We start from the raw sequence: 17019 nt of genomic DNA, 5'->3' as shown, positions 1-17019 counted from the left end.
GCGCTCTTTGACCATCACTGGTCCTTGAGGTCCCAGGGCATCGTGAGGCCGTACTTCCACAGGTAGAAGCCGATCAGCGCGCCGGCGATCACGAGCCCGACCGTGGTGAGGATGATGTTGCGGCGGCGGACCTTCGGGTCGAGGGCCTTCTGGGCGGCCTCGGTGACCTTGCGCTTCGTCCAGCGCAGGACGAGGTGCGCCCAGGCGAACTCGGTGGCCCAGATCGCCAGACCCGCGAAGATCGCGACCCACCCGGGGCCGGGCAGGACGAGCATGGCCGCGCCCGCGACGATCACGGCGAGGCCGACGACGAAGACGCCGACCTGCCAGCTGATGTGCAGCGAGCGGCTGCGCCGGATGAAAGCGGGCGCCTTCGACACGTGCGGCGCCGCTTCGGTGGCGGTCGCGACACTCTCGGCACCGGCTTCGTTGCCGGTCTGCCCGGCTGCGGACCCTCGGGCCTCGCGCTCACTCCCCGTATTCATGGGCCCGAATCTACCGGAGCCGGAAGCACACGGGTACGGCGGTGTGGATCCGCCGTCCGAGGGACCCAGAGGTCCGCAAAACGGTCAGAGGGGTTTACAACGGCACCGTAGGTGGCATGTCGATTTCGCCGACGTGCGAATCCCCGAGCGCACACTGAGCGAAAGGCCCTGGCGCTTATGAACACCACGGTCAGCTGCGAGCTGCACCTGCGCCTCGTTGTGTCGAGCGAGTCCTCACTGCCTGTTCCCGCGGGCCTGCGGTATGACACGGCCGATCCCTACGCCGTGCACGCCACCTTCCACACCGGCGCCGAGGAGACGGTCGAATGGGTGTTCGCCCGCGACCTCCTCGCGGAGGGTCTCCACCGGCCCACCGGAACCGGGGACGTCCGCGTCTGGCCGTCCCGCAGCCACGGTCAGGGCGTCGTCTGCATCGCCCTGAGCTCACCGGAGGGAGAAGCACTGCTCGAAGCACCCGCCCGGGCGCTCGAGTCATTCCTCAAGCGCACGGACGCCGCGGTCCCACCCGGGACCGAGCACCGGCACTTCGACCTGGACAAGGAGCTCTCGCACATCCTGGCGGAGAGCTGAGCCAGCCCCCGCGGGGAGCGCCCCCGGCGGCAGCCGGGGACCACTGCGCAGCACCGTCCGACTCGGGGCGACGGTGCGGGCTGGGGAAAAACCACATACGGCAGTGCCGGCGCTGTTCTCGCGGAAGCCGCCCGCGAGGGCGGCGCCGGCGCGCTTTCCGCCCCCGCCGTCCGCACCGGGGCACCTCCCGGCGGCGGCCGGGGGCGGCTAGAGTCGGCCCCCAAGCGGCGGCACCGGCCCGTCGCCGCAGGCCCGGCCACAGGGAGCGAGTTCCGTGCAGATCCCCCACGACACCCGTGGCGCGCTCGACGTCGTCGTCGCGCTGGTGAACACCGCGGCCGAGGCGGACCAGCCCGACGGACTCGCCGACATCGGCTCGCTGCGCGAGTTCGTCCGCGAGTACAAGATCAGCGACGTGGGCGACCTGGGAGCCCGCGACCTGGCGGGCGTCCGCGCGGTCCGCGGCAAGTTCGCCCAGATCTTCGGGGCGCCGCACACCCGCGCCGCGGCCGGGCTGATCAACGAGCTGGTCGCCACGGCCGGCACGACGCCCCAGCTGACCAACCACGACGGCTACGACTGGCACGTCCACTACTTCGCCCCCGGCGCCTCGCTGGGCGACCACCTCGCGGCGGACGGCGGCATGGCCCTGGCCTTCATCGTGGTCTCGGGCGAGGAGGAGCGGCTGCGCCGCTGCGAGGCCCCCGACTGCCGGCGGGCCTTCGTCGACCTGTCCCGCAACCGCTCGCGGCGCTACTGCGACAGCCGGACCTGCGGGAACCGGCTGCACGTCGCGGCGTACCGGGCGCGGCGCAAGGAGGCCGACGCGGCGCCGTCAGAGCAGGAAGAGGTCGTGCACGGCGGCGAGCAGCAGCAGGGTGCCGATCACCCCTAGGAAGATCATCAGGGGCGGCTGGGAAAGCGCGAAGAGGCAGCCTCGCGGCTCCTCGGCAACGGGGGCGGGAGCCGCGGCCGGCGCGGGAACCGTCGGCTCACCCTGCGATGTCTCGAGCATGTCGGGGCGATGATGACCCAGCGCCACCGGGCACTGCCCCCAACACGCCTTCGTGCGGGCGGGAGTTCACCCCTTCTCGTCATCCCCGGGGCAAACCGGGGGCGGCGGCCGGCAATCCGTGCTTCCGGCTCGGACCCTGCGCTTCCGGCTCAGATTCCGTGCTTCTTCAGGATCGCCTCGATGTCGGAGAAGTCGTCGTCGGGTGCGGACGCCGGCCGGGCCTTCGGCTGCCCGAGGGAGGGTGCGGACGCGGCGGGCGCGACGGCCTCCGGTGCGGCGCTCCCCCGGGCCGCCCGCGGCGCCTTCCCGGGCTTGCCGGCCTTCCCGGCAGCCCGGCCGGACTGGTCGGTCCGGCCGGTCTGGTCCGCCTTGCCGAGGGCGCGGCGCTCGACCGCGCGGGTGGTGGCGAACAGCGCCCAGGCGAGCGCGAGCACGCCGAAGCCGGCCCACACGGTCGGCTTGAAGACGATGTCGGAGGCCCACGCCACCACGCCCGTCAGCACGAGCCCGGCGGGCACCAGCGCGTACGCCGCGATCCGTGCGGCCGTGAGGAAGCGCTTGCGGTAGGCGGTCACCGCGGCGATGCCCAGGCCCGCCGCGGCCAGCGCGGAACATATGGTCTCGGCGAGCATGCGGTCCTCCAGGGCGGTGGCAGCGGTGGCAGCGGGGTCGGTGCTCCGTTCCCTCCATCCTGCACCGGTCGCCGCCGCCGGGGCCATGCGCGGGAGGGGCCTGCGGCGGATCTCCGGGACATCTCCGGGTACGCCTCCTCCTCAGGGGGTGCGCGGCGCTGCCGGGGGGCGGCGGCTGGGAGACTGTCGGCATGACCGATTCCGTGATCCTCGACGTCTGGTGCGAGCTCCAGTGCTCGGACTGCCACAGCGCTCTGGACGACGTACGCGCCCTGCGGGCCCGCTACGGCGACCGGCTGGACATCCGGCTGCGCCACTTCCCGCTGGAGAAGCACAAGCACTCCTTTGCCGCGGCACAGGCCGCCGAGGAGGCCGCCGAGCAGGGGCAGGGCTGGCCGTACGCGGAGGCCGTCCTCGCCCGCACCGCGGAGCTGGGCGAGCGCGGCGAGGCCGTGCTGCTGGAGGTGGCTCGCGAACTCGGCCTCGACGCCGAGGAGTTCGACACCGCCCTGATCGACGGCCGGCACATCCTGATCGTCGACGCCGATCACGCCGAGGGCAAGGCGATCGGCGTGACGGGCACGCCGACGTACGTCATCGGCGGCGAGCGCCTGGACGGCGGCAAGAGCCAGGAGGGCCTGCGCGCCCGGATCGAGGAGATCGCGGACCGGCTGCTGGCCGCCGACAGCGACTGACCGGGAGCGGTCTAGAGCAGGTCCTTGGCGAAGTTGATGCCGGTCGGCCGGTAGCCGAGGGACGCGTAGAGCCTGAGGGCCGGGGTGTTTCCGGCGAAGACGTGCAGGCCGAGCGTGCGGTGGCCGCCGGCCAGGGCCGTACGCTCGGCCAGCAGCATCAGGTCCCGCCCGTGCCCCCGGCCGCGGTACGGCTCGGCGACCGCCACGTCGAAGACGTACGCGCCCTGCCCGGACGGCGCGGGCGCCACCCACAGATGGCCGACGGGAACACCTGCCGCCTCCAGCACGCACAGGCCCACCCCCGGGGTGTCCAGGCCCCGGGGCAGGTCCCGGGCATGGTCGGCCTCCGACTTCGCCCGTGCCGCCTCGGGCGGCATCCCCCGGCCGACCCAGTCGGCGGCGTAGCCCTCCAGCGCCTCGGCGAGCCAGACCTCGTACTCGGCCGGTGTCATCGGGCGGCCCTCCACCCCGCCGGACAGGGCGGGCGGCTCGGCCGGGAGGTCCTTGGCCATGTTGCGGCCGGACTCGGTGTAGCCGAGGGCGGCGGCCAGGCGCAGGCCGGCCGGCGAGGCCGTCGGGACGGAGGCGGTGACCCGGCGGCATCCCCAGCCGCGCAGCACCTCCTCCGCGGCGAGCGCGGCGACGGTGGCGCGGCCCCGCCCGCGGTCGGGCGGGTCGACGGCCAGGTCGCGGATCACGCCGACCGACGGGCCGAAGGGGGTGTCGCAGGCGATGAGCAGCGCGCCCACGCGCCTGCTGTTGACCCGGATCTCGTAGGGACGCGACCGGGCGCCGCCGGCGTCCTGCTGGAGCGGCCCGCTGGGCCGCAGGGTGGTGGTCATCCTTCTGGTTCTACCCGCCCCGCGGCCGCGTGCACAGCGAATTCAGGGCAGGGCGGCCGGGGCGGCTACGGGTCGAGGTCGTCGGCGGAGCGCGCGTCGAAGATCCGCATCGCCTCGGCCGTGACGGGTCCGGGGGCGGGCGTGGCGAGGGAGCGGCCGTCGATGCGGCGGACGGCCTGGACGTCGCGCAGGGTGGAGGTCAGGAAGACCTCTTCGGCCCGTTCCAGCACGTCGAAGGGCAGGTCGGTCTCCTTGGCGCCGGCCCATTCGGCGACGAGGGCGCGGGTGATCCCGGCGAGGCAGCCGGAGGACAGGGGCGGGGTGTGCAGTTCCCCGTCGAGGACCACGAACACGTTGGAGCCGGTGCCCTCGCACAGCCGGCCGAGGGTGTTGGCGAACAGGGCCTCGGAGGCGGCGGCCTTGTGGGCGGCGGCGAGCGCGACGACGTTCTCCGCGTAGGAGGTGCTCTTGAGGCCGGCCACGGCCGAGCGCTCGTTGCGGACCCACGGCACGGTGATCACGGACGTGGTGTCCGGCCTGCGGGTGGTCTCGCCGACGGCGACGACCAGGGTGGGCCCGGAGTCGCCGCGGTCGGAGCCGAGGGGCGACAGCCCGCCGGTGTACGTGATGCGCAGCCGGCCCAGGGGCATGGGATTGGCTCCGAGGACGGCCTCGCAGGCCCGGCGGACCTCCTCCGGGTCCGGGTCGGGCAGGCCGAGGCCGCGGGCCGAGCGGGTCAGCCGCTCCACGTGGCGGGTGAGTGCGAAGACCCGGCCGCCCTCCGCCTTCAGCGTCTCGAACACGCCGTCGCCGACGGTCAGCCCGTGGTCGAACACGGACACCCGTGCACTTTCGGCGTCCCGCAGCGCGCCGTCGAGCCAGATCCTCACCGTTCGATCCCTCCGCTCAGCCAGGGGTGCCGGTCACCGCCTGCTGCCCTGACGCTACCCGCAGCAACCGGGCGGCCTTCAGCTCCGTCTCGGCCCATTCCCGGTCCGGGTCGGAGCCCCAGGTGATGCCGGCTCCGGTGCCGAAGAGGAGGTGCGGGCCGCCGGGGGCCTGCCGGTCGATCCAGAAGGTGCGGATGCCGACGGCGAGCTCGGCGGTGCCGCGGTCGGCGTCGACCCAGCCGATGCCGCCGCAGTAGGGGCCGCGCGGGGCGGTCTCCAGGGCCTCGATGATCCGCAGGGCGGAGGACTTGGGCGCGCCGGTGACGGAGCCGGGCGGGAAGGTCGCGGCGAGCAGTTCCGGCCAGCCGGCGCCGTCGGCCAGTTCCCCGCTGACGGTGGAGACGAGGTGGACCAGGCCCGGGTGCTCCTCGACGGCGCACAGCTCGGGGACGGTGACGGAGCCGGTGGCGCAGACCCGGCCGAGGTCGTTGCGGACCAGGTCCACGATCATCACGTTCTCGGCGTGGTCCTTGGGCAGCAGGTCCGCGGCGGTGCGGCCGGTGCCCTTGATCGGGCCGGACTCCACGTGGTGGCCGGCCCGGCGCAGGAACAGCTCGGGCGAGGCGGTGGCGATCTCGACGCCGTGCGCCGGGAGGCGGATCGTTCCCGCGTACGGGGCCGGGTTGCCGCGGGCGAGCAGTGCGGTCAGGGCGTCCACGTCGGCGCGGTCCGGCTCGGGCAGCGGCGCGGACATCACGCGGCAGAGGTTGGCCTGGTAGACCTCGCCGGCGGCTATGTGCTCGCGGATGCGGCGGACGCCGGCCGTGTACGCGGCCCGGTCCAGCGAGGAGGACCACCGGTCCGCGGCGGGGCCGCGCCAGGCGCCCGGGACGGGCTCCGGGACGGGCGCGGGGCGTACGTCGCCGAACCGCGCGCAGACCAGGCGCCCCTCGAAGTCTGCGGCGACCGCCCAGAAGCCGGAGGAGTCGAGGGCCGCGGGGTCGCTGGTGACGTCGCGGAGATCGGTCGCGAGGAGGCCGCCGAAGCGGGCCAGAGGAAGCAGGTCGTGCACGGCTGCGAGTCTATGACCGGTGGCGCAAAGCCGCCGTGGAGGTGACCGGCGGGTGACCGGTGGTGATCGGGTGGCAGCACGCTGCGGAAACGCGTTTTTGAGCTGGCCCGGGAATCCGCTAGAGTTCAACACGTCGCCAGGGAGCGAAGGGGAAAAACCCCGGAGCGAACAGGGTGACAGTGCGGACGTAGCTCAGTTGGTAGAGCACCACCTTGCCAAGGTGGATGTCGCGAGTTCGAGTCTCGTCGTCCGCTCTGAGTGGGGGATCTTCCCGAGAGCCCCTGCGACTCCGGGGTGGAGTGGCCGAGAGGCGAGGCAACGGCCTGCAAAGCCGTCTACACGGGTTCAAATCCCGTCTCCACCTCCAAGGACGATTAGCTCAGCGGGAGAGCGCTTCCCTGACACGGAAGAGGTCACTGGTTCAATCCCAGTATCGTCCACCGGATCTTCGGATCCCCCGCGCGATTAGCTCAGCGGGAGAGCGCTTCCCTGACACGGAAGAGGTCACTGGTTCAATCCCAGTATCGCGCACGCAGTACCCTGCAACACTTGTTTGACCTGCGGCTTTCGAGCCGTGGAGCCCGCGCGATTAGCTCAGCGGGAGAGCGCTTCCCTGACACGGAAGAGGTCACTGGTTCAATCCCAGTATCGCGCACCGCCCGGAAGCCCCGGCCGTCTCGACGGCCGGGGCTTCCGCGTTGCCGGTCGTCCCGGACCCGGGAGCCTGCCTCACTGATGGGCGCGTGCCGCCCGGTCGGGCGGGAGCGCGGCGATCCGGGCGCAGGACTCCACCATCAGCCGTTCCACGTCGTCGAGCCGGCGGCGGTTCTCGGCCGACCTCGCCAGGGCGAGGGCGGCGGTCTGCACCGTCAGGGCGCGAGCCGCGAGGTCCAGGGGGGCCGGTCCGGGATCGCGGCCGGCGGGCCCGGCGGCCGGTCCGCCGGCGGCCCGGTAGGCGTCGAGGAACCGGCCCCAGGCGTCGGCGCCGAGGACCCCGGCCGCGTACCAGGCGGCGGGCCGGGCCAGGTCCCAGGCCGGCGTCCCGACGCCCAGGTCGTCGACGTCGATCAGCCGCCAGCCCCCGTCGGCGGCGCTCCCCCGCACCAGCTGGCCCAGGTGCAGGTCCCCATGGCACAGGACCCCGCCGGGCGGCGCCGGGACCGCCCCCCGCACCCAGGCGGGCAGGGTCCGCGCGGCGTCCCGCACCACCCCGGGATCCAGGCCCGGCTCGAAGCGGTGGCCGGCGTGCCCCGCGGACGCGGCGCGGGCGAGGCGGCCGAGGGCGCGGGAGAGCCGGTCGGGGCCGCGCATCGGCGGGAGCGGGCCCGGGAGCCCGTCGAGCGGAACCTGGTGCAGGGCGGCCAGCAGCCGGGCGGCCGCCTCCCAGGGGGCGGCCTCGGGGCGCTCGGGGTCGACCGGGACGCCGTACGGCCACAGGGACACCGGGCGGCCCCGCAGCAGGCCCGCCCCGGGGCGCAGCGGGGGCAGCAGGACGCCCGCCAGGGCCCGGTCGGCGGCGATCCGCATCCGGACGGCCAGGTCGTCGCAGTCGCTGTCGGCGGCGTGCGCCTTGGCCACGATCCCGCCGCAGCGGACGACGGTCCCGTCCTCCCGGTCGGCGAGGAGCTCGTACGGCGCTGCGGGCTCGCCGGTGGCGTACACGGCCAGCGCGGCGGGCAGCGGCGCCGCGGGGGCGGGCACGGAGCCCTTCCCGAGGCGCCGGGCGGCGTGCTCCTGGTTCATCGCTGCTCCCGGACTGTCGTCACTCGCCCTCTCGGAAGCAGGTTACGAAAAGGCGGCCGGGATGACGCGGGCATGCGCGAGCGTGCGCGGGCGTGCAAGGGCCCGCGCGGACGGGTGTGAGCGGGGGATGTGCGTGAGTGCGGGCGGGTGTGAGCGCGGAGCGGTTGTGCGTGAGCGCAGGACGGGTGTGCGTGAGCGTGCTGCCCGTGCGACTCCCCAGTCGCACGGGCAGCACCCTTCACCTGCCGTCCGCCGTTCCCCCGTCCCCACGGGGTTCGACGGGCCGATGTCCCGGCCCGGGCCGCTCTCCCGGACCCGGGGCGCCGCTCAGCGCCCCAGCATCACGCCCACGGACGACGCCTGTGCCGCCACCTGGTCGAAGCCTCCGAAGAGGAAGAGCAGGAGGGCGGCCAGGGGGAGCACCATGGCCGCGGCCACCAGCGGGTGGCGCGTACCGGACTCGTGGGCGTTGAACGCGAAGGCCTTGCGTCCGTACCGTGCCATGTCCGCCATGGTCCTCTCCCCTGTCGTCTGGCTGCGGCGGGCCCGGGACCTCGGGGGACGAGAGTGCCGCCCGCCGCATGTCCTCCACACTAGGCGGGCGGGGGTGGCGGGGCGTCCTGCCCTCGTACCCATTGGAGGGCCTCCAGGAGGATGACGCAGGCACGTTCGGCGTACTCCGCTGGTTGGAGGCCGCGTCCCCGGGATGGGGGATGTCCCGGAGGGGCCGGCACCAGCCGGTGGCACCGGGACGGCGCGGTGGGCGGCACCGGGACGGCCGGGCATGATCGCGGAGGATGACCGGAGGGTAGTGAATTCGCTCACTTCCGTCACTCCCCGCACACGCGTGTCGGATACGGGACACCCGGACGGCCTCCCGGCTCGCGCGCCCCGCGCACGCGGCCGCCGCCCGCCGGGCAGCGCCCCTCCCCGGACGCCCCGCAACCCCAACCCCCTTGGCCCACAGGCGGTTTGACGAGTCGGCCGACCGGCCGCGGCACACCCTCCCACCGGCCTGAGACACCCTCAAGTGGGCGCTGCCGCACTGACAACCGATAGCGGGGGCGAGGGCGCGGCCTCTGAGCGCTCGTGCCGGATCGTCCGTAAGCTGTGCCACGTCAAGCAGGACGACCGGGCAGCGGGGTGGACATGGCGATGATGCGGCTCCGGCGCGAGGACCCGCGAGTCGTCGGCTCGTTCAGGCTGCACCGGCGGCTCGGCGCCGGCGGGATGGGTGTGGTCTACCTGGGGTCCGACCGGCGCGGGCAGCGCGTCGCCCTCAAGGTGATCCGGCCCGACCTGGCCGAGGACCAGGAGTTCCGCTCCCGGTTCGCCCGGGAGGTGTCCGCCGCCCGGCGGATCCGCGGCGGGTGCACGGCGCGCCTCGTGGCCGCGGACCTGGAGGCCGAGCGGCCGTGGTTCGCCACCCAGTACGTGCCCGGGCCGTCGCTGCACGACAAGGTGGCCGAGGACGGCCCCCTCACGGCCGCCCAGATCGCCGCGATCGGCGCCGCCCTGTCGGAGGGGCTGGTCGCCGTCCACGAGGCCGGGGTCGTACACCGGGACCTCAAGCCCTCGAACATCCTGCTGTCGCCCAAGGGGCCGCGGATCATCGACTTCGGCATCGCCTGGGCCACCGGCGCCAGCACCCTCACCCACGTCGGCACCGCCGTGGGCTCCCCCGGGTTCCTCGCGCCCGAGCAGGTGCGCGGCGCTGCCGTCACCCCGGCCACCGACGTCTTCGCGCTCGGCGCCACCCTCGCGTACGCGGCGACCGCCGACTCGCCCTTCGGGCACGGCAGTTCCGAGGTGATGCTGTACCGCGTGGTGCACGAGGAGCCGCACCTGGTCGGTGTCCCCGACGCGCTCGCGCCGCTCGTACGGGCCTGCCTGGCCAAGGACCCGGAGGACCGGCCCACCACGCTGCAGCTGTCGATGCGGCTGAAGGAGATCGCGGCCCGCGAGGCCCAGGGGCTGTCCGACGGGCGTCCGCCGGCGCAGCGGGTGCCGCGGCCCGACCGGCCGACGGGGCTGCTGCCGCAGCCGTACCCGGAGGAGCGCACGGAGCGGCGGGAGCGGCGCACGGGCGGCACGCCGGCGCCGCAGGCGGCAGCGAAGGCCGCCGGCCGGGGCGCGGCGGGCGGCCCGTCCTCCCGGCCGTCCTCGCCGCGGCACCCGGGCGGCCCGTCGTCACGGCCGACGGCGGGGCGTACGGGCGGCCGCCCGGCCCCCCGCACGACGGGGGCGGGGCGGCGGCCCTCACGGCCGGACCCGCGGCTGATGCGGCAGCGGCTGATCGTGTTCGTCGTGGTGACGCTGATCGTCGCCCTCGGCATCGCCGCCGCCCAGAAACTCTGACGGCGGCGCGGCGCGGGCGGCGTACGACGCGGCAGACGGCCGGGCAGACGGCTGCTTGCCGGGCTTGCGCGGCCCGTCAGCCCTTGGGGCGGGTCGCGTAAAACGCCACCGCGGAGGCCGCGGCCACGTTGAGGGAGTCGATGCCCTCGGCCATCGGGATCCGGACCCACTCGTCGGCGGCGCGCAGCGCGTGCGTCGACAGGCCGTGGCCCTCCGAGCCCAGCATGATCGCGCAGCGTTCGAAACGCTCCGGCGGCACCTGGTCCAGCGGCGTCGCCTTGGGGCTCGGCGTCATGGCCAGGATGCGGTAGCCCGCCTCCCGGACCTTCTCCAGATCGGCCGGCCAGGAGTCGAGGCGGGCGTACGGCACCGAGAACACCGACCCCATGGACACCTTGATGGCACGCCGGTACAGCGGGTCGGCGCAGTCCGGGGACAGGAGTATCGCGCTGATGCCGAGGGCGGCGGCACTGCGGAACGCTGCGCCCAGGTTCGCGTGGTCGACGAACCCCTCGAAGACCGCGATGCGCTGACCGGCCCCCTCCCCCGCCAGCAGCTCGGACGCCTCGGGCAGCGGCTTGCGCTGCATCGAGGCGAGGGCGCCGCGGTGCACGTGGTAGCCGGTGACCCGTTCGGCGAGCTCCGGGCTGACGGCGTAGACGGGGGCGGGGAGTTCGTCGATGACATCGCGCATGACGTCGACCCACTTGGCGGACAGCAGCATCGAGCGCATCTCGAACCCGGCGTCCTTGGCCCGTCTGATGACCTTCTCGCCCTCGGCGATGAACAGGCCCTCCTCGGGTTCGCGGCGGCGCCGCAACTCCACGTCGGTCAGGCCGGTGTAGTCGCGCAGGCGCGGGTCGTCGGGGTCTTCGACGGTGATGAGATCAGCCACAGGGTGATACTGCCTTGTCCTGGGTGTGGTGCCAACGCCCCTGCCGGGCGGCGGGGGTTCAGTGGGTCGGGGGCGTGGGGCCGGCCTCCGCGACCCGTACGACGTCGCCGATGACGATGACGGCCGGCGGGCGGACGTCCTCGGCGCGGACCCGCTCGCCGACGGTGGCGAGCGTGGCGTCGACGCGGCGCTGGGCGGCCGTGGTGCCCTCCTGGACGACGGCGACCGGGGTGTCCGCCGGGCGGCCGTGGCGGACCAGGGCCTCCGCGATCAGGCCGATCTTGTCGACGCCCATCAGGACCACCAGCGTGCCGGTGAGCCTGGCGAGCGAGGCCCAGTCCACGAGGGACCGCGGGTCATCGGGACCGACATGCCCGCTCACGACGGTGAACTCGTGGGCCACGCCCCGGTGGGTGACCGGAATGCCGACCGCCGCGGGCACCGAGATGGAGCTGGAGATGCCGGGCACCACCGTGCAGGGGATCCCCTCCTCGGCGAGCGCCTGCAGCTCCTCCATCCCCCGGCCGAAGACGTACGGGTCCCCGCCCTTGAGCCGGACCACGGCCTTGCCGGCCTTCGCATGCTCGATCAGGGCGTTGTTGATGGCCTCCTGGGCCATGTAGCGGCCGTACGGGATCTTCGCGGCGTCGATGACCTCGACGTGCGGCGGGAGTTCGTCGAGCAGATCGCGGGGACCCAGCCGGTCGGCGATGACCACGTCCGCCTCGGCGAGCAGGCGCCGGCCGCGGACGGTGATCAGGTCCGGGTCACCCGGGCCGCCGCCGACGAGGGCGACGCCCGGCACGCCCTGAGGGCGGCCGCGGTGGGCGGGAGCGGTGAGGGTGCCGTCGCGGAGCCCCTCGACGACCGCGTCACGGACGGCGGCGGAACGACGCGGGTCATTGCCCGTCAGCACGGCCACGGTCACACCCTCCACACGGCCCGTGGCCGGGGTCCAGGCGGTCGCGGCGGAAGCATCGTCGGCGCGCACGCACCAGACCCGCTCGCGCTCCGCCTCGGCAGAGGCCTGCTCGTTGACCTCGCGGTGCTGGGTGGCGATCAGCGCGTACCAGGCGCCGGCCAGGTCGCCGTCCCGGTAGCGGCGGCGCTCCCAGCGGATCTCACCGGTCTCCGCCATGGCGTCCACGGAGGGGGTGGCAGAGGGCGAGACGAGGAGGACGTCGGCACCGGCCGCGACGAGCGCCGGCAGCCGGCGCTGGGCGACCTGGCCGCCGCCGATGACGACGACGCGCCGGCCGGCGAGGCGGAGTCCTACGGGGTAGGCGGGGTGTGCCGGGTGTGCCATGGCGGTTGCGGCTCCTGGTGCGGCGGATCTGCGGGCCGCTGCTGCGCTGGAGCGGCTTGGCTGGTGGTGCGGTTGGGTCGGCGTGACGTGCGGTTTCGCTGTCCGGGTCCACGATAAGGCCCCCGGCCCACCTGCCAACCCCGGGGCCCGCCAACCGGTCCCGCTCGGCCCGAGCACCCGACCCGACGGCCCCCGGAGCCCGTCCCGGGGCGGGGCCCGGCTCCGCCCGAACCCGCGCCTCAAACGCCGGCGAGGCTGACATGGGCAGCGCCTCAGCCCCCTTGCCCATCCCACCGAACCACGGGCCCCGCCCCCAGAACCCGTCCCGGCCGACTCCCGGGCTCCGCCCGAACCTGCGCCTCAAACGCCGGCGAGGCTGAACGCGCGGGTCCAATCCAGCCCGATTCAGCCCCGCCGGCGATTGAGGCGCGGGGGTCCGGGGGCTGGCCCCCGGCAACGGCGGCCCGGCCGAGCGACCCGGCAACGCCGCCGGACCTGCCGGACCAGGCCCGCAATTGCAGCCTCGTCGGCGATTGAGGCGCGGGGGTCCGGGGGCTGGCCCCCGGAAACGGCGGCCCGGCCGCAGGACGACACCCGGCCCTGCCGACCCGAGCCCGCGCATCCGGCCTCGCCGGCGGTTGAGGCGCGGGCGAGGCCGGGGGTGGGGCCGGGGGTGGGGCCGGGTTACTTTTCCGTGACGCCGGCCGAGTCGAAGGTGGCGACCTCGTGCATCGCGCGGGCCGCGCTCTGGACCAGCGGGAGCGCCAGCAGCGCGCCCGTGCCCTCGCCGAGGCGGAGGTCGAGGTCGACCAGCGGCCGCAGGCCCAGCTTGTTCAGGGCGGCGACGTGCCCCGGCTCGGCGCTGCGGTGGCCGGCGATGCAGGCCGACAGGGACTCCGGGGCGATGGCGCGGGCCACCAGCGCGGCCGCGCCGGCGCTGACGCCGTCGAGGATCACCGGCGTACGCAGCGACGCACCGCCGAGGATCATGCCGACGATCGCCGCGTGCTCCAGGCCGCCGATGGCCGCGAGGACGCCGATCGGGTCGGCCGGGTCGGGCTGGTGGAGTTCCAGGGCGCGCCGGACGACGTCGACCTTGCGGGCGTGCGTCTCGTCGTTGATGCCGGTGCCGCGGCCGGTGACCTCGGACGGGTCGGCGCCCGTGAACACGGAGATGAGGGCGGCGGACACCGTGGTGTTCGCGATGCCCATCTCGCCGGTCAGCAGGGCCTTGTTGCCGGCGGCGACGAGGTCGCGGGCCGTCTCGATGCCGACCTCGATGGCGGCGACGGCCTCCTCGCGGGTCATGGCCGGGCCGGCGGTGAGGTCGGCCGTGCCGGGGCGGACCTTGCGGGGCAGGAGGCCGGGGGTGGCGGGCAGCTCGCCGGCGACGCCGACGTCGATGACGCAGACCTCGGCGCCGACCTGGTTGGCGAACGCGTTGCAGACCGCGCCGCCGCCGAGGAAGTTGGCGACCATCTGCGTGGTGACCTCCTGGGGCCACGGGGTGACGCCCTGGGCGTGCACGCCGTGGTCGCCCGCGAAGATCGCGACCGCTGCGGGCTCCGGGATCGGGGGCGGGGAGACCCGGGACAGGCCGGCCAGCTGCGCCGAGATGATCTCCAGCATGCCGAGGGCGCCGGCGGGCTTCGTCATGCGCTTCTGGCGCTCCCACGCCTCGCCGAGCGCCTTGGCGTCGAGCGGGCGGATGCTGGCGACGGTCTCGGAGAGCAGGTCGTGCGGTGCCTCGCCGGGCAGCGCGCGGCGCCCGTAGGTCTCCTCGTGGACGACCCACGCGAGCGGCCGGCGCTGCGACCAGCCGGCCTGTGCCAGCTCGGGCTCGTCCGGGAACTCGTCGACGTAGCCGACGCACAGGTAGGCGACGACCTCCAGGTGCTCGGGGAGGCCGAGCTCGCGCACCATCTCGCGCTCGTCGAAGAAGCTGACCCAGCCGACGCCGAGGCCTTCGGCGCGCGCAGCGAGCCAGAGGTTCTCGACGGCGAGGGCGGAGGAGTACGGGGCCATCTGCGGCTGGGTGTGCCGGCCGAGGGTGTGGCGGCCGCCGCGGGTGGGGTCGGCGGTGACGACGATGTTGACGGGGGTGTCGAGGATGGCCTCGATCTTCAGTTCCTTGAACTGCTTCGCCCGGCCCTTGGGCAGCGACTTCGCGTAGGCCTCGCGCTGGCGCTGGGCGAGTTCGTGCATCGCCCGGCGGGTCTCGGCGGAGCGGATGACGACGAAGTCCCAGGGCTGGGAGTGGCCGACGCTGGGCGCGTGGTGGGCGGCCTCCAGGACGCGCAGCAGCACCTCGTGCGGGATCGGGTCGGTGCGGAAGCCGTTGCGGATGTCGCGGCGTTCGCGCATGACGCGCAGGACGGCCTCGCGTTCGGCGTCGGCGTAGCCGGGGGCGGCCTCGCCCGGGGACGGCTCCACCGGCAGGTCGGCGGCCGCGTCCTCGGCGGCGGCCGCGCCCTCGACAGTGGCCGTGCCCTCGGCGGCGGGCTCCTCGGCAGCGGACTGCTCGGCCGGCGCGGCCTCGTCTGCCTGGGCCTCGGCCGGGGTCGGGGCCGGGGTCTGCTCGGGCTGGGCTTCGGCGGCCTCGGCGGCGGCCGGCTCCTCGGCCGGCTGGGCCGCGGCTTCCGCGGGCTGCGGCTCGGCGTCGGCCTCGGGCTCGGCCTGGGCGGGGGCGACGGGCTCCGCCACGGCCGCGGCTTCGGCGGCCACGGGCTCCGCGGCCTCAGCGGGCTGGGCGGCGACGCCCTCGGCCGCGGGCTGCTCGGCCGCCGGGGCGGGCTCGGGCTGCGGCTGCGGCTGCTCCGGCTGGGTCTCGGCGTTCTCGGCGGCCACCGGGGCCGCGGCGGGCTCGGGGGCCGCGGCGGGCTGCTCCGGCGCGGGCACGGCCTCGGGGGCGGCGGGCTGCTCCGGCTGGGCTGTGGCGGCCTCGGCCGCGGGCTGCTCGGCAACCGGGGCGGGCACGGCCTCAGGCGCGGGAACGGTCTCCGGGGCGGGGACGGTCTCCGGGGCGGGTACGGCCTCGGCGGCGGGGGCGGGCTCCGCCACCGGGGCGGGCTGCGGCTGCTCGGCGGGCACGGGCTGCGGCTGTTCGGGCTGGGCCGGAGCCGCCCCGGCGGCGGCCGGCTGCTCGGGCGCGACGGCCGCGGCGGGCTGGGGCTCGGCAGCCTGGGCGGGCTGGGCGGCTTCGGCAGGCTGACCCGGCTGCGCCTCGGCGGCCTGAGCCGGCACCGGCTGCGCCTCGGCGGCCTGGACCGGGACCGGCTGTGCCTCGGCGGCCTGGGGTTCGGCGGGCGGCCCGGCCTGGGCGGGGACGACGGGCTCGGCCGCGGCGACGGGCTGTGCCACCGCGGGGCCCGGCTCCGCCGCCCACGGCGCGCCGGCCTGCGGCGGGATCTCGCCGAGCTGCGGTCCGGCGGGGGCGCCGCCTTCCGCGCGCGGCACGTCGAGGTACTCGGGGCCGATGGTCGGCGGTCCCGCCTGGGGCATGGGCATCGGCATGGGCATGGGCATCGGCATCGGGGTCACGGGCGTGCCGGCCGGGGGCGTGGCGGTGACGACCGGGGCGGCGGCGGGCGCGGCCTGCATCGGCGCCATGGGGGGCATGGGGGCCATGGGGGCGGCCATCGGGACGGCGGGCCCGCGGTCGGCGAGCGAGCGGACGATGCCGGCGCCGTTGGTGGCGTCGGGCATGGGCGGGCCCATGTGCAGCGGTCGCGGGGCGGTCATGGGCGGGACGGGGCCCACCGGGGAGGCCGGGGCGCCGGTCGGCGTGGGCACCACGAGGCCGCCGAGGTCGAGGGCGCCGGAGTCGCGGCCGCCGGCCTCGTGCGCGCCGAGGGTGTACGGGGTCTCGCCTGCGGCCGGGTCGGGGAAGCCGGGCAGGGAGTGGCCGGGGTCGATGTATCCGGCCTGGGCCATGGCCTGGGCTTGGGCCTGCGCCATGGCCTGGGCCTGGGCGTCGGCGTAGTCGGCGTAGGGTGCGTCGCCGTACGGGGTCTCGACGGGGAAGGCCGGCGCCTGCGGGACGATCTGCGGGTCGCTCCAGGCGCCGCCCTGGCCGTGTCCGCTCGGCATCAGCAGCAGTTCCTCGTCCTCCGGCTCGGCCGGGTTGTCCACGAGGTCCTGGAAGGCGTAGCCCCCCGGGACGGGAGCGGGGACGGAGCCCGGGTGCGGGACCGGAGCGGGAATGCCCTGCTGATTCACCATGCCCGCGTTGTCCGGGAGCCCCTCGCCCGGTACCTGGCCGGTGTCAGTCATGCGTACCCCTCGCCCATCGTGTTGCCTCTTCGATCGCCCGGCGCCCACATGACCCAACGAGCGGGGTTGCCGTGCGACGCGTGCTGCGTGCGTACGTCCCGTGCGACAACCAGTAAGCATTGTCGCGCCCGTTCGCCACCATGGCGGCCAGAACCGCCATGGTCGGCTGTGGACTGCGCCACGTCGCGCGTCTTGTCGTGCCGTCGCCCCGGGACATACCAGG

At 75.3% G+C, this 17019-nt stretch carries 15 protein-coding genes and 5 tRNA genes; 9 read left to right on the top strand and 11 right to left on the bottom strand.

The window, feature by feature from the left end; translation table 11 throughout:
* Positions 1-14: 14 nt before the first annotated feature.
* Positions 15-485 carry a TIGR02611 family protein gene (locus ACIQUT_RS14150; protein WP_403562820.1) on the bottom strand — a complete coding sequence of 157 codons (471 nt, stop codon included), beginning with the start codon at positions 483-485 and terminating at the stop codon, positions 15-17.
* 177 nt (positions 486-662) lie between these two features.
* Between ACIQUT_RS14150 and ACIQUT_RS14145 the strand changes: the two genes are divergently transcribed.
* The gene (locus ACIQUT_RS14145) at positions 663-1076 is read left to right on the top strand and encodes an SsgA family sporulation/cell division regulator (protein WP_030011909.1); all 414 of its coding nucleotides are present in this window, start codon (positions 663-665) and stop codon (positions 1074-1076) included.
* A 274-nt stretch (positions 1077-1350) separates the two neighbouring features.
* Complete coding sequence (locus ACIQUT_RS14140) at positions 1351-1971, top strand: CGNR zinc finger domain-containing protein (protein WP_403562818.1); 621 nt, start codon at positions 1351-1353, stop codon at positions 1969-1971.
* On the opposite strand, the gene ACIQUT_RS14135 is transcribed toward ACIQUT_RS14140, so the two are convergent.
* Positions 1912-2091, bottom strand: a complete 180-nt coding sequence (locus ACIQUT_RS14135; RefSeq protein ID WP_256987697.1) for a hypothetical protein — start codon at positions 2089-2091, stop codon at positions 1912-1914. The two genes, ACIQUT_RS14140 and ACIQUT_RS14135, sit on opposite strands and share 60 nt — an antisense overlap.
* A 149-nt stretch (positions 2092-2240) precedes the next feature.
* A complete protein-coding gene (locus ACIQUT_RS14130; protein ID WP_403562816.1) occupies positions 2241-2723 on the bottom strand; it encodes a hypothetical protein in 483 nt (160 codons plus the stop codon).
* A 191-nt stretch (positions 2724-2914) separates the two neighbouring features.
* Here ACIQUT_RS14130 and ACIQUT_RS14125 point away from each other — a divergent pair, with 191 nt between their 5' ends.
* A complete protein-coding gene (locus tag ACIQUT_RS14125) occupies positions 2915-3418 on the top strand; it encodes a DsbA family protein (RefSeq protein ID WP_403562814.1) in 504 nt (167 codons plus the stop codon).
* 11 nt (positions 3419-3429) lie between these two features.
* Here ACIQUT_RS14125 and ACIQUT_RS14120 read toward each other — a convergent pair whose 3' ends face one another.
* The 3 genes from ACIQUT_RS14120 to ACIQUT_RS14110 all read right to left on the bottom strand — a co-directional run bounded on the left by ACIQUT_RS14120 (position 3430) and on the right by ACIQUT_RS14110 (position 6222).
* The gene (locus ACIQUT_RS14120) at positions 3430-4260 is read right to left on the bottom strand and encodes a GNAT family N-acetyltransferase (RefSeq protein WP_403562813.1); all 831 of its coding nucleotides are present in this window, start codon (positions 4258-4260) and stop codon (positions 3430-3432) included.
* A 65-nt stretch (positions 4261-4325) separates the two neighbouring features.
* Entirely contained in the window at positions 4326-5150 is an 825-nt protein-coding gene (locus tag ACIQUT_RS14115; protein WP_403562811.1) for an aminotransferase class IV, read from the bottom strand.
* A 16-nt stretch (positions 5151-5166) separates the two neighbouring features.
* Positions 5167-6222: a chorismate-binding protein gene (locus ACIQUT_RS14110; protein ID WP_403562809.1), complete on the bottom strand. Its 1056-nt coding sequence runs from the start codon at positions 6220-6222 to the stop codon at positions 5167-5169.
* 181 nt (positions 6223-6403) lie between these two features.
* Here ACIQUT_RS14110 and ACIQUT_RS14105 point away from each other — a divergent pair.
* From ACIQUT_RS14105 to ACIQUT_RS14085, 5 genes are all read left to right on the top strand, one after another.
* A tRNA-Gly gene (locus ACIQUT_RS14105) sits at positions 6404-6476 on the top strand.
* 39 nt (positions 6477-6515) lie between these two features.
* Positions 6516-6589 (top strand) — tRNA-Cys (locus tag ACIQUT_RS14100).
* A gap of 1 nt (position 6590) precedes the next feature.
* Positions 6591-6662: transfer RNA gene (locus ACIQUT_RS14095), tRNA-Val, on the top strand.
* A 19-nt stretch (positions 6663-6681) separates the two neighbouring features.
* Positions 6682-6753: transfer RNA gene (locus ACIQUT_RS14090), tRNA-Val, on the top strand.
* Positions 6754-6805: 52 nt separating this feature from the next.
* Positions 6806-6877, top strand: a tRNA-Val gene (locus ACIQUT_RS14085).
* Between the two features lie 74 nt (positions 6878-6951).
* Here the strand turns inward: ACIQUT_RS14085 and ACIQUT_RS14080 are convergent.
* Both ACIQUT_RS14080 and ACIQUT_RS14075 read right to left on the bottom strand, forming a co-directional pair.
* Positions 6952-7965, bottom strand: a complete 1014-nt coding sequence (locus ACIQUT_RS14080; protein WP_403562807.1) for a phosphotransferase family protein — start codon at positions 7963-7965, stop codon at positions 6952-6954.
* Positions 7966-8292: 327 nt separating this feature from the next.
* Positions 8293-8478: a hypothetical protein gene (locus ACIQUT_RS14075; protein ID WP_403562805.1), complete on the bottom strand. Its 186-nt coding sequence runs from the start codon at positions 8476-8478 to the stop codon at positions 8293-8295.
* A 636-nt stretch (positions 8479-9114) separates the two neighbouring features.
* Here ACIQUT_RS14075 and ACIQUT_RS14070 point away from each other — a divergent pair.
* Complete coding sequence (locus ACIQUT_RS14070) at positions 9115-10323, top strand: serine/threonine-protein kinase (RefSeq protein WP_403562803.1); 1209 nt, start codon at positions 9115-9117, stop codon at positions 10321-10323.
* A gap of 76 nt (positions 10324-10399) precedes the next feature.
* Here the strand turns inward: ACIQUT_RS14070 and ACIQUT_RS14065 are convergent, their stop codons facing one another.
* The 3 genes from ACIQUT_RS14065 to cobT form a co-directional block, all read right to left on the bottom strand.
* Positions 10400-11218, bottom strand: a complete 819-nt coding sequence (locus ACIQUT_RS14065) for a TrmH family RNA methyltransferase (RefSeq protein ID WP_403562801.1) — start codon at positions 11216-11218, stop codon at positions 10400-10402.
* 58 nt (positions 11219-11276) lie between these two features.
* The gene (cobA, locus tag ACIQUT_RS14060; RefSeq protein WP_403562799.1) at positions 11277-12524 is read right to left on the bottom strand and encodes a uroporphyrinogen-III C-methyltransferase; all 1248 of its coding nucleotides are present in this window, start codon (positions 12522-12524) and stop codon (positions 11277-11279) included.
* 684 nt (positions 12525-13208) lie between these two features.
* Positions 13209-16796: a nicotinate-nucleotide--dimethylbenzimidazole phosphoribosyltransferase gene (gene cobT, locus ACIQUT_RS14055; RefSeq protein ID WP_403562797.1), complete on the bottom strand. Its 3588-nt coding sequence runs from the start codon at positions 16794-16796 to the stop codon at positions 13209-13211.
* Positions 16797-17019: the final 223 nt, after the last annotated feature.

This window comes from Streptomyces sp. NPDC090445, from assembly GCF_044769385.1.
In the GTDB taxonomy this organism is placed as follows: domain Bacteria; phylum Actinomycetota; class Actinomycetes; order Streptomycetales; family Streptomycetaceae; genus Streptomyces.
Note: the sequence above shows the minus strand (reverse complement) of the source record. Positions and strands in the feature narration are given on the sequence as shown.

Bases quoted from the DNA above. Each gene is read 5' to 3' on its own strand.
- ACIQUT_RS14150 (WP_403562820.1), bottom strand. From the start codon at position 485: ATGAATACGGGGAGTGAGCGCGAGGCCCGAGGGTCCGCAGCCGGGCAG.
- ACIQUT_RS14145 (WP_030011909.1), top strand. From the start codon at position 663: ATGAACACCACGGTCAGCTGCGAGCTGCACCTGCGCCTCGTTGTGTCG.
- ACIQUT_RS14135 (WP_256987697.1), bottom strand. From the start codon at position 2,091: ATGCTCGAGACATCGCAGGGTGAGCCGACGGTTCCCGCGCCGGCCGCG.
- ACIQUT_RS14130 (WP_403562816.1), bottom strand. From the start codon at position 2,723: ATGCTCGCCGAGACCATATGTTCCGCGCTGGCCGCGGCGGGCCTGGGC.
- ACIQUT_RS14125 (WP_403562814.1), top strand. From the start codon at position 2,915: ATGACCGATTCCGTGATCCTCGACGTCTGGTGCGAGCTCCAGTGCTCG.
- ACIQUT_RS14120 (WP_403562813.1), bottom strand. From the start codon at position 4,260: ATGACCACCACCCTGCGGCCCAGCGGGCCGCTCCAGCAGGACGCCGGC.
- ACIQUT_RS14080 (WP_403562807.1), bottom strand. From the start codon at position 7,965: ATGAACCAGGAGCACGCCGCCCGGCGCCTCGGGAAGGGCTCCGTGCCC.
- ACIQUT_RS14075 (WP_403562805.1), bottom strand. From the start codon at position 8,478: ATGGCGGACATGGCACGGTACGGACGCAAGGCCTTCGCGTTCAACGCC.
- ACIQUT_RS14070 (WP_403562803.1), top strand. From the start codon at position 9,115: ATGGCGATGATGCGGCTCCGGCGCGAGGACCCGCGAGTCGTCGGCTCG.
- cobA (WP_403562799.1), bottom strand. From the start codon at position 12,524: ATGGCACACCCGGCACACCCCGCCTACCCCGTAGGACTCCGCCTCGCC.
- cobT (WP_403562797.1), bottom strand. From the start codon at position 16,796: ATGACTGACACCGGCCAGGTACCGGGCGAGGGGCTCCCGGACAACGCG.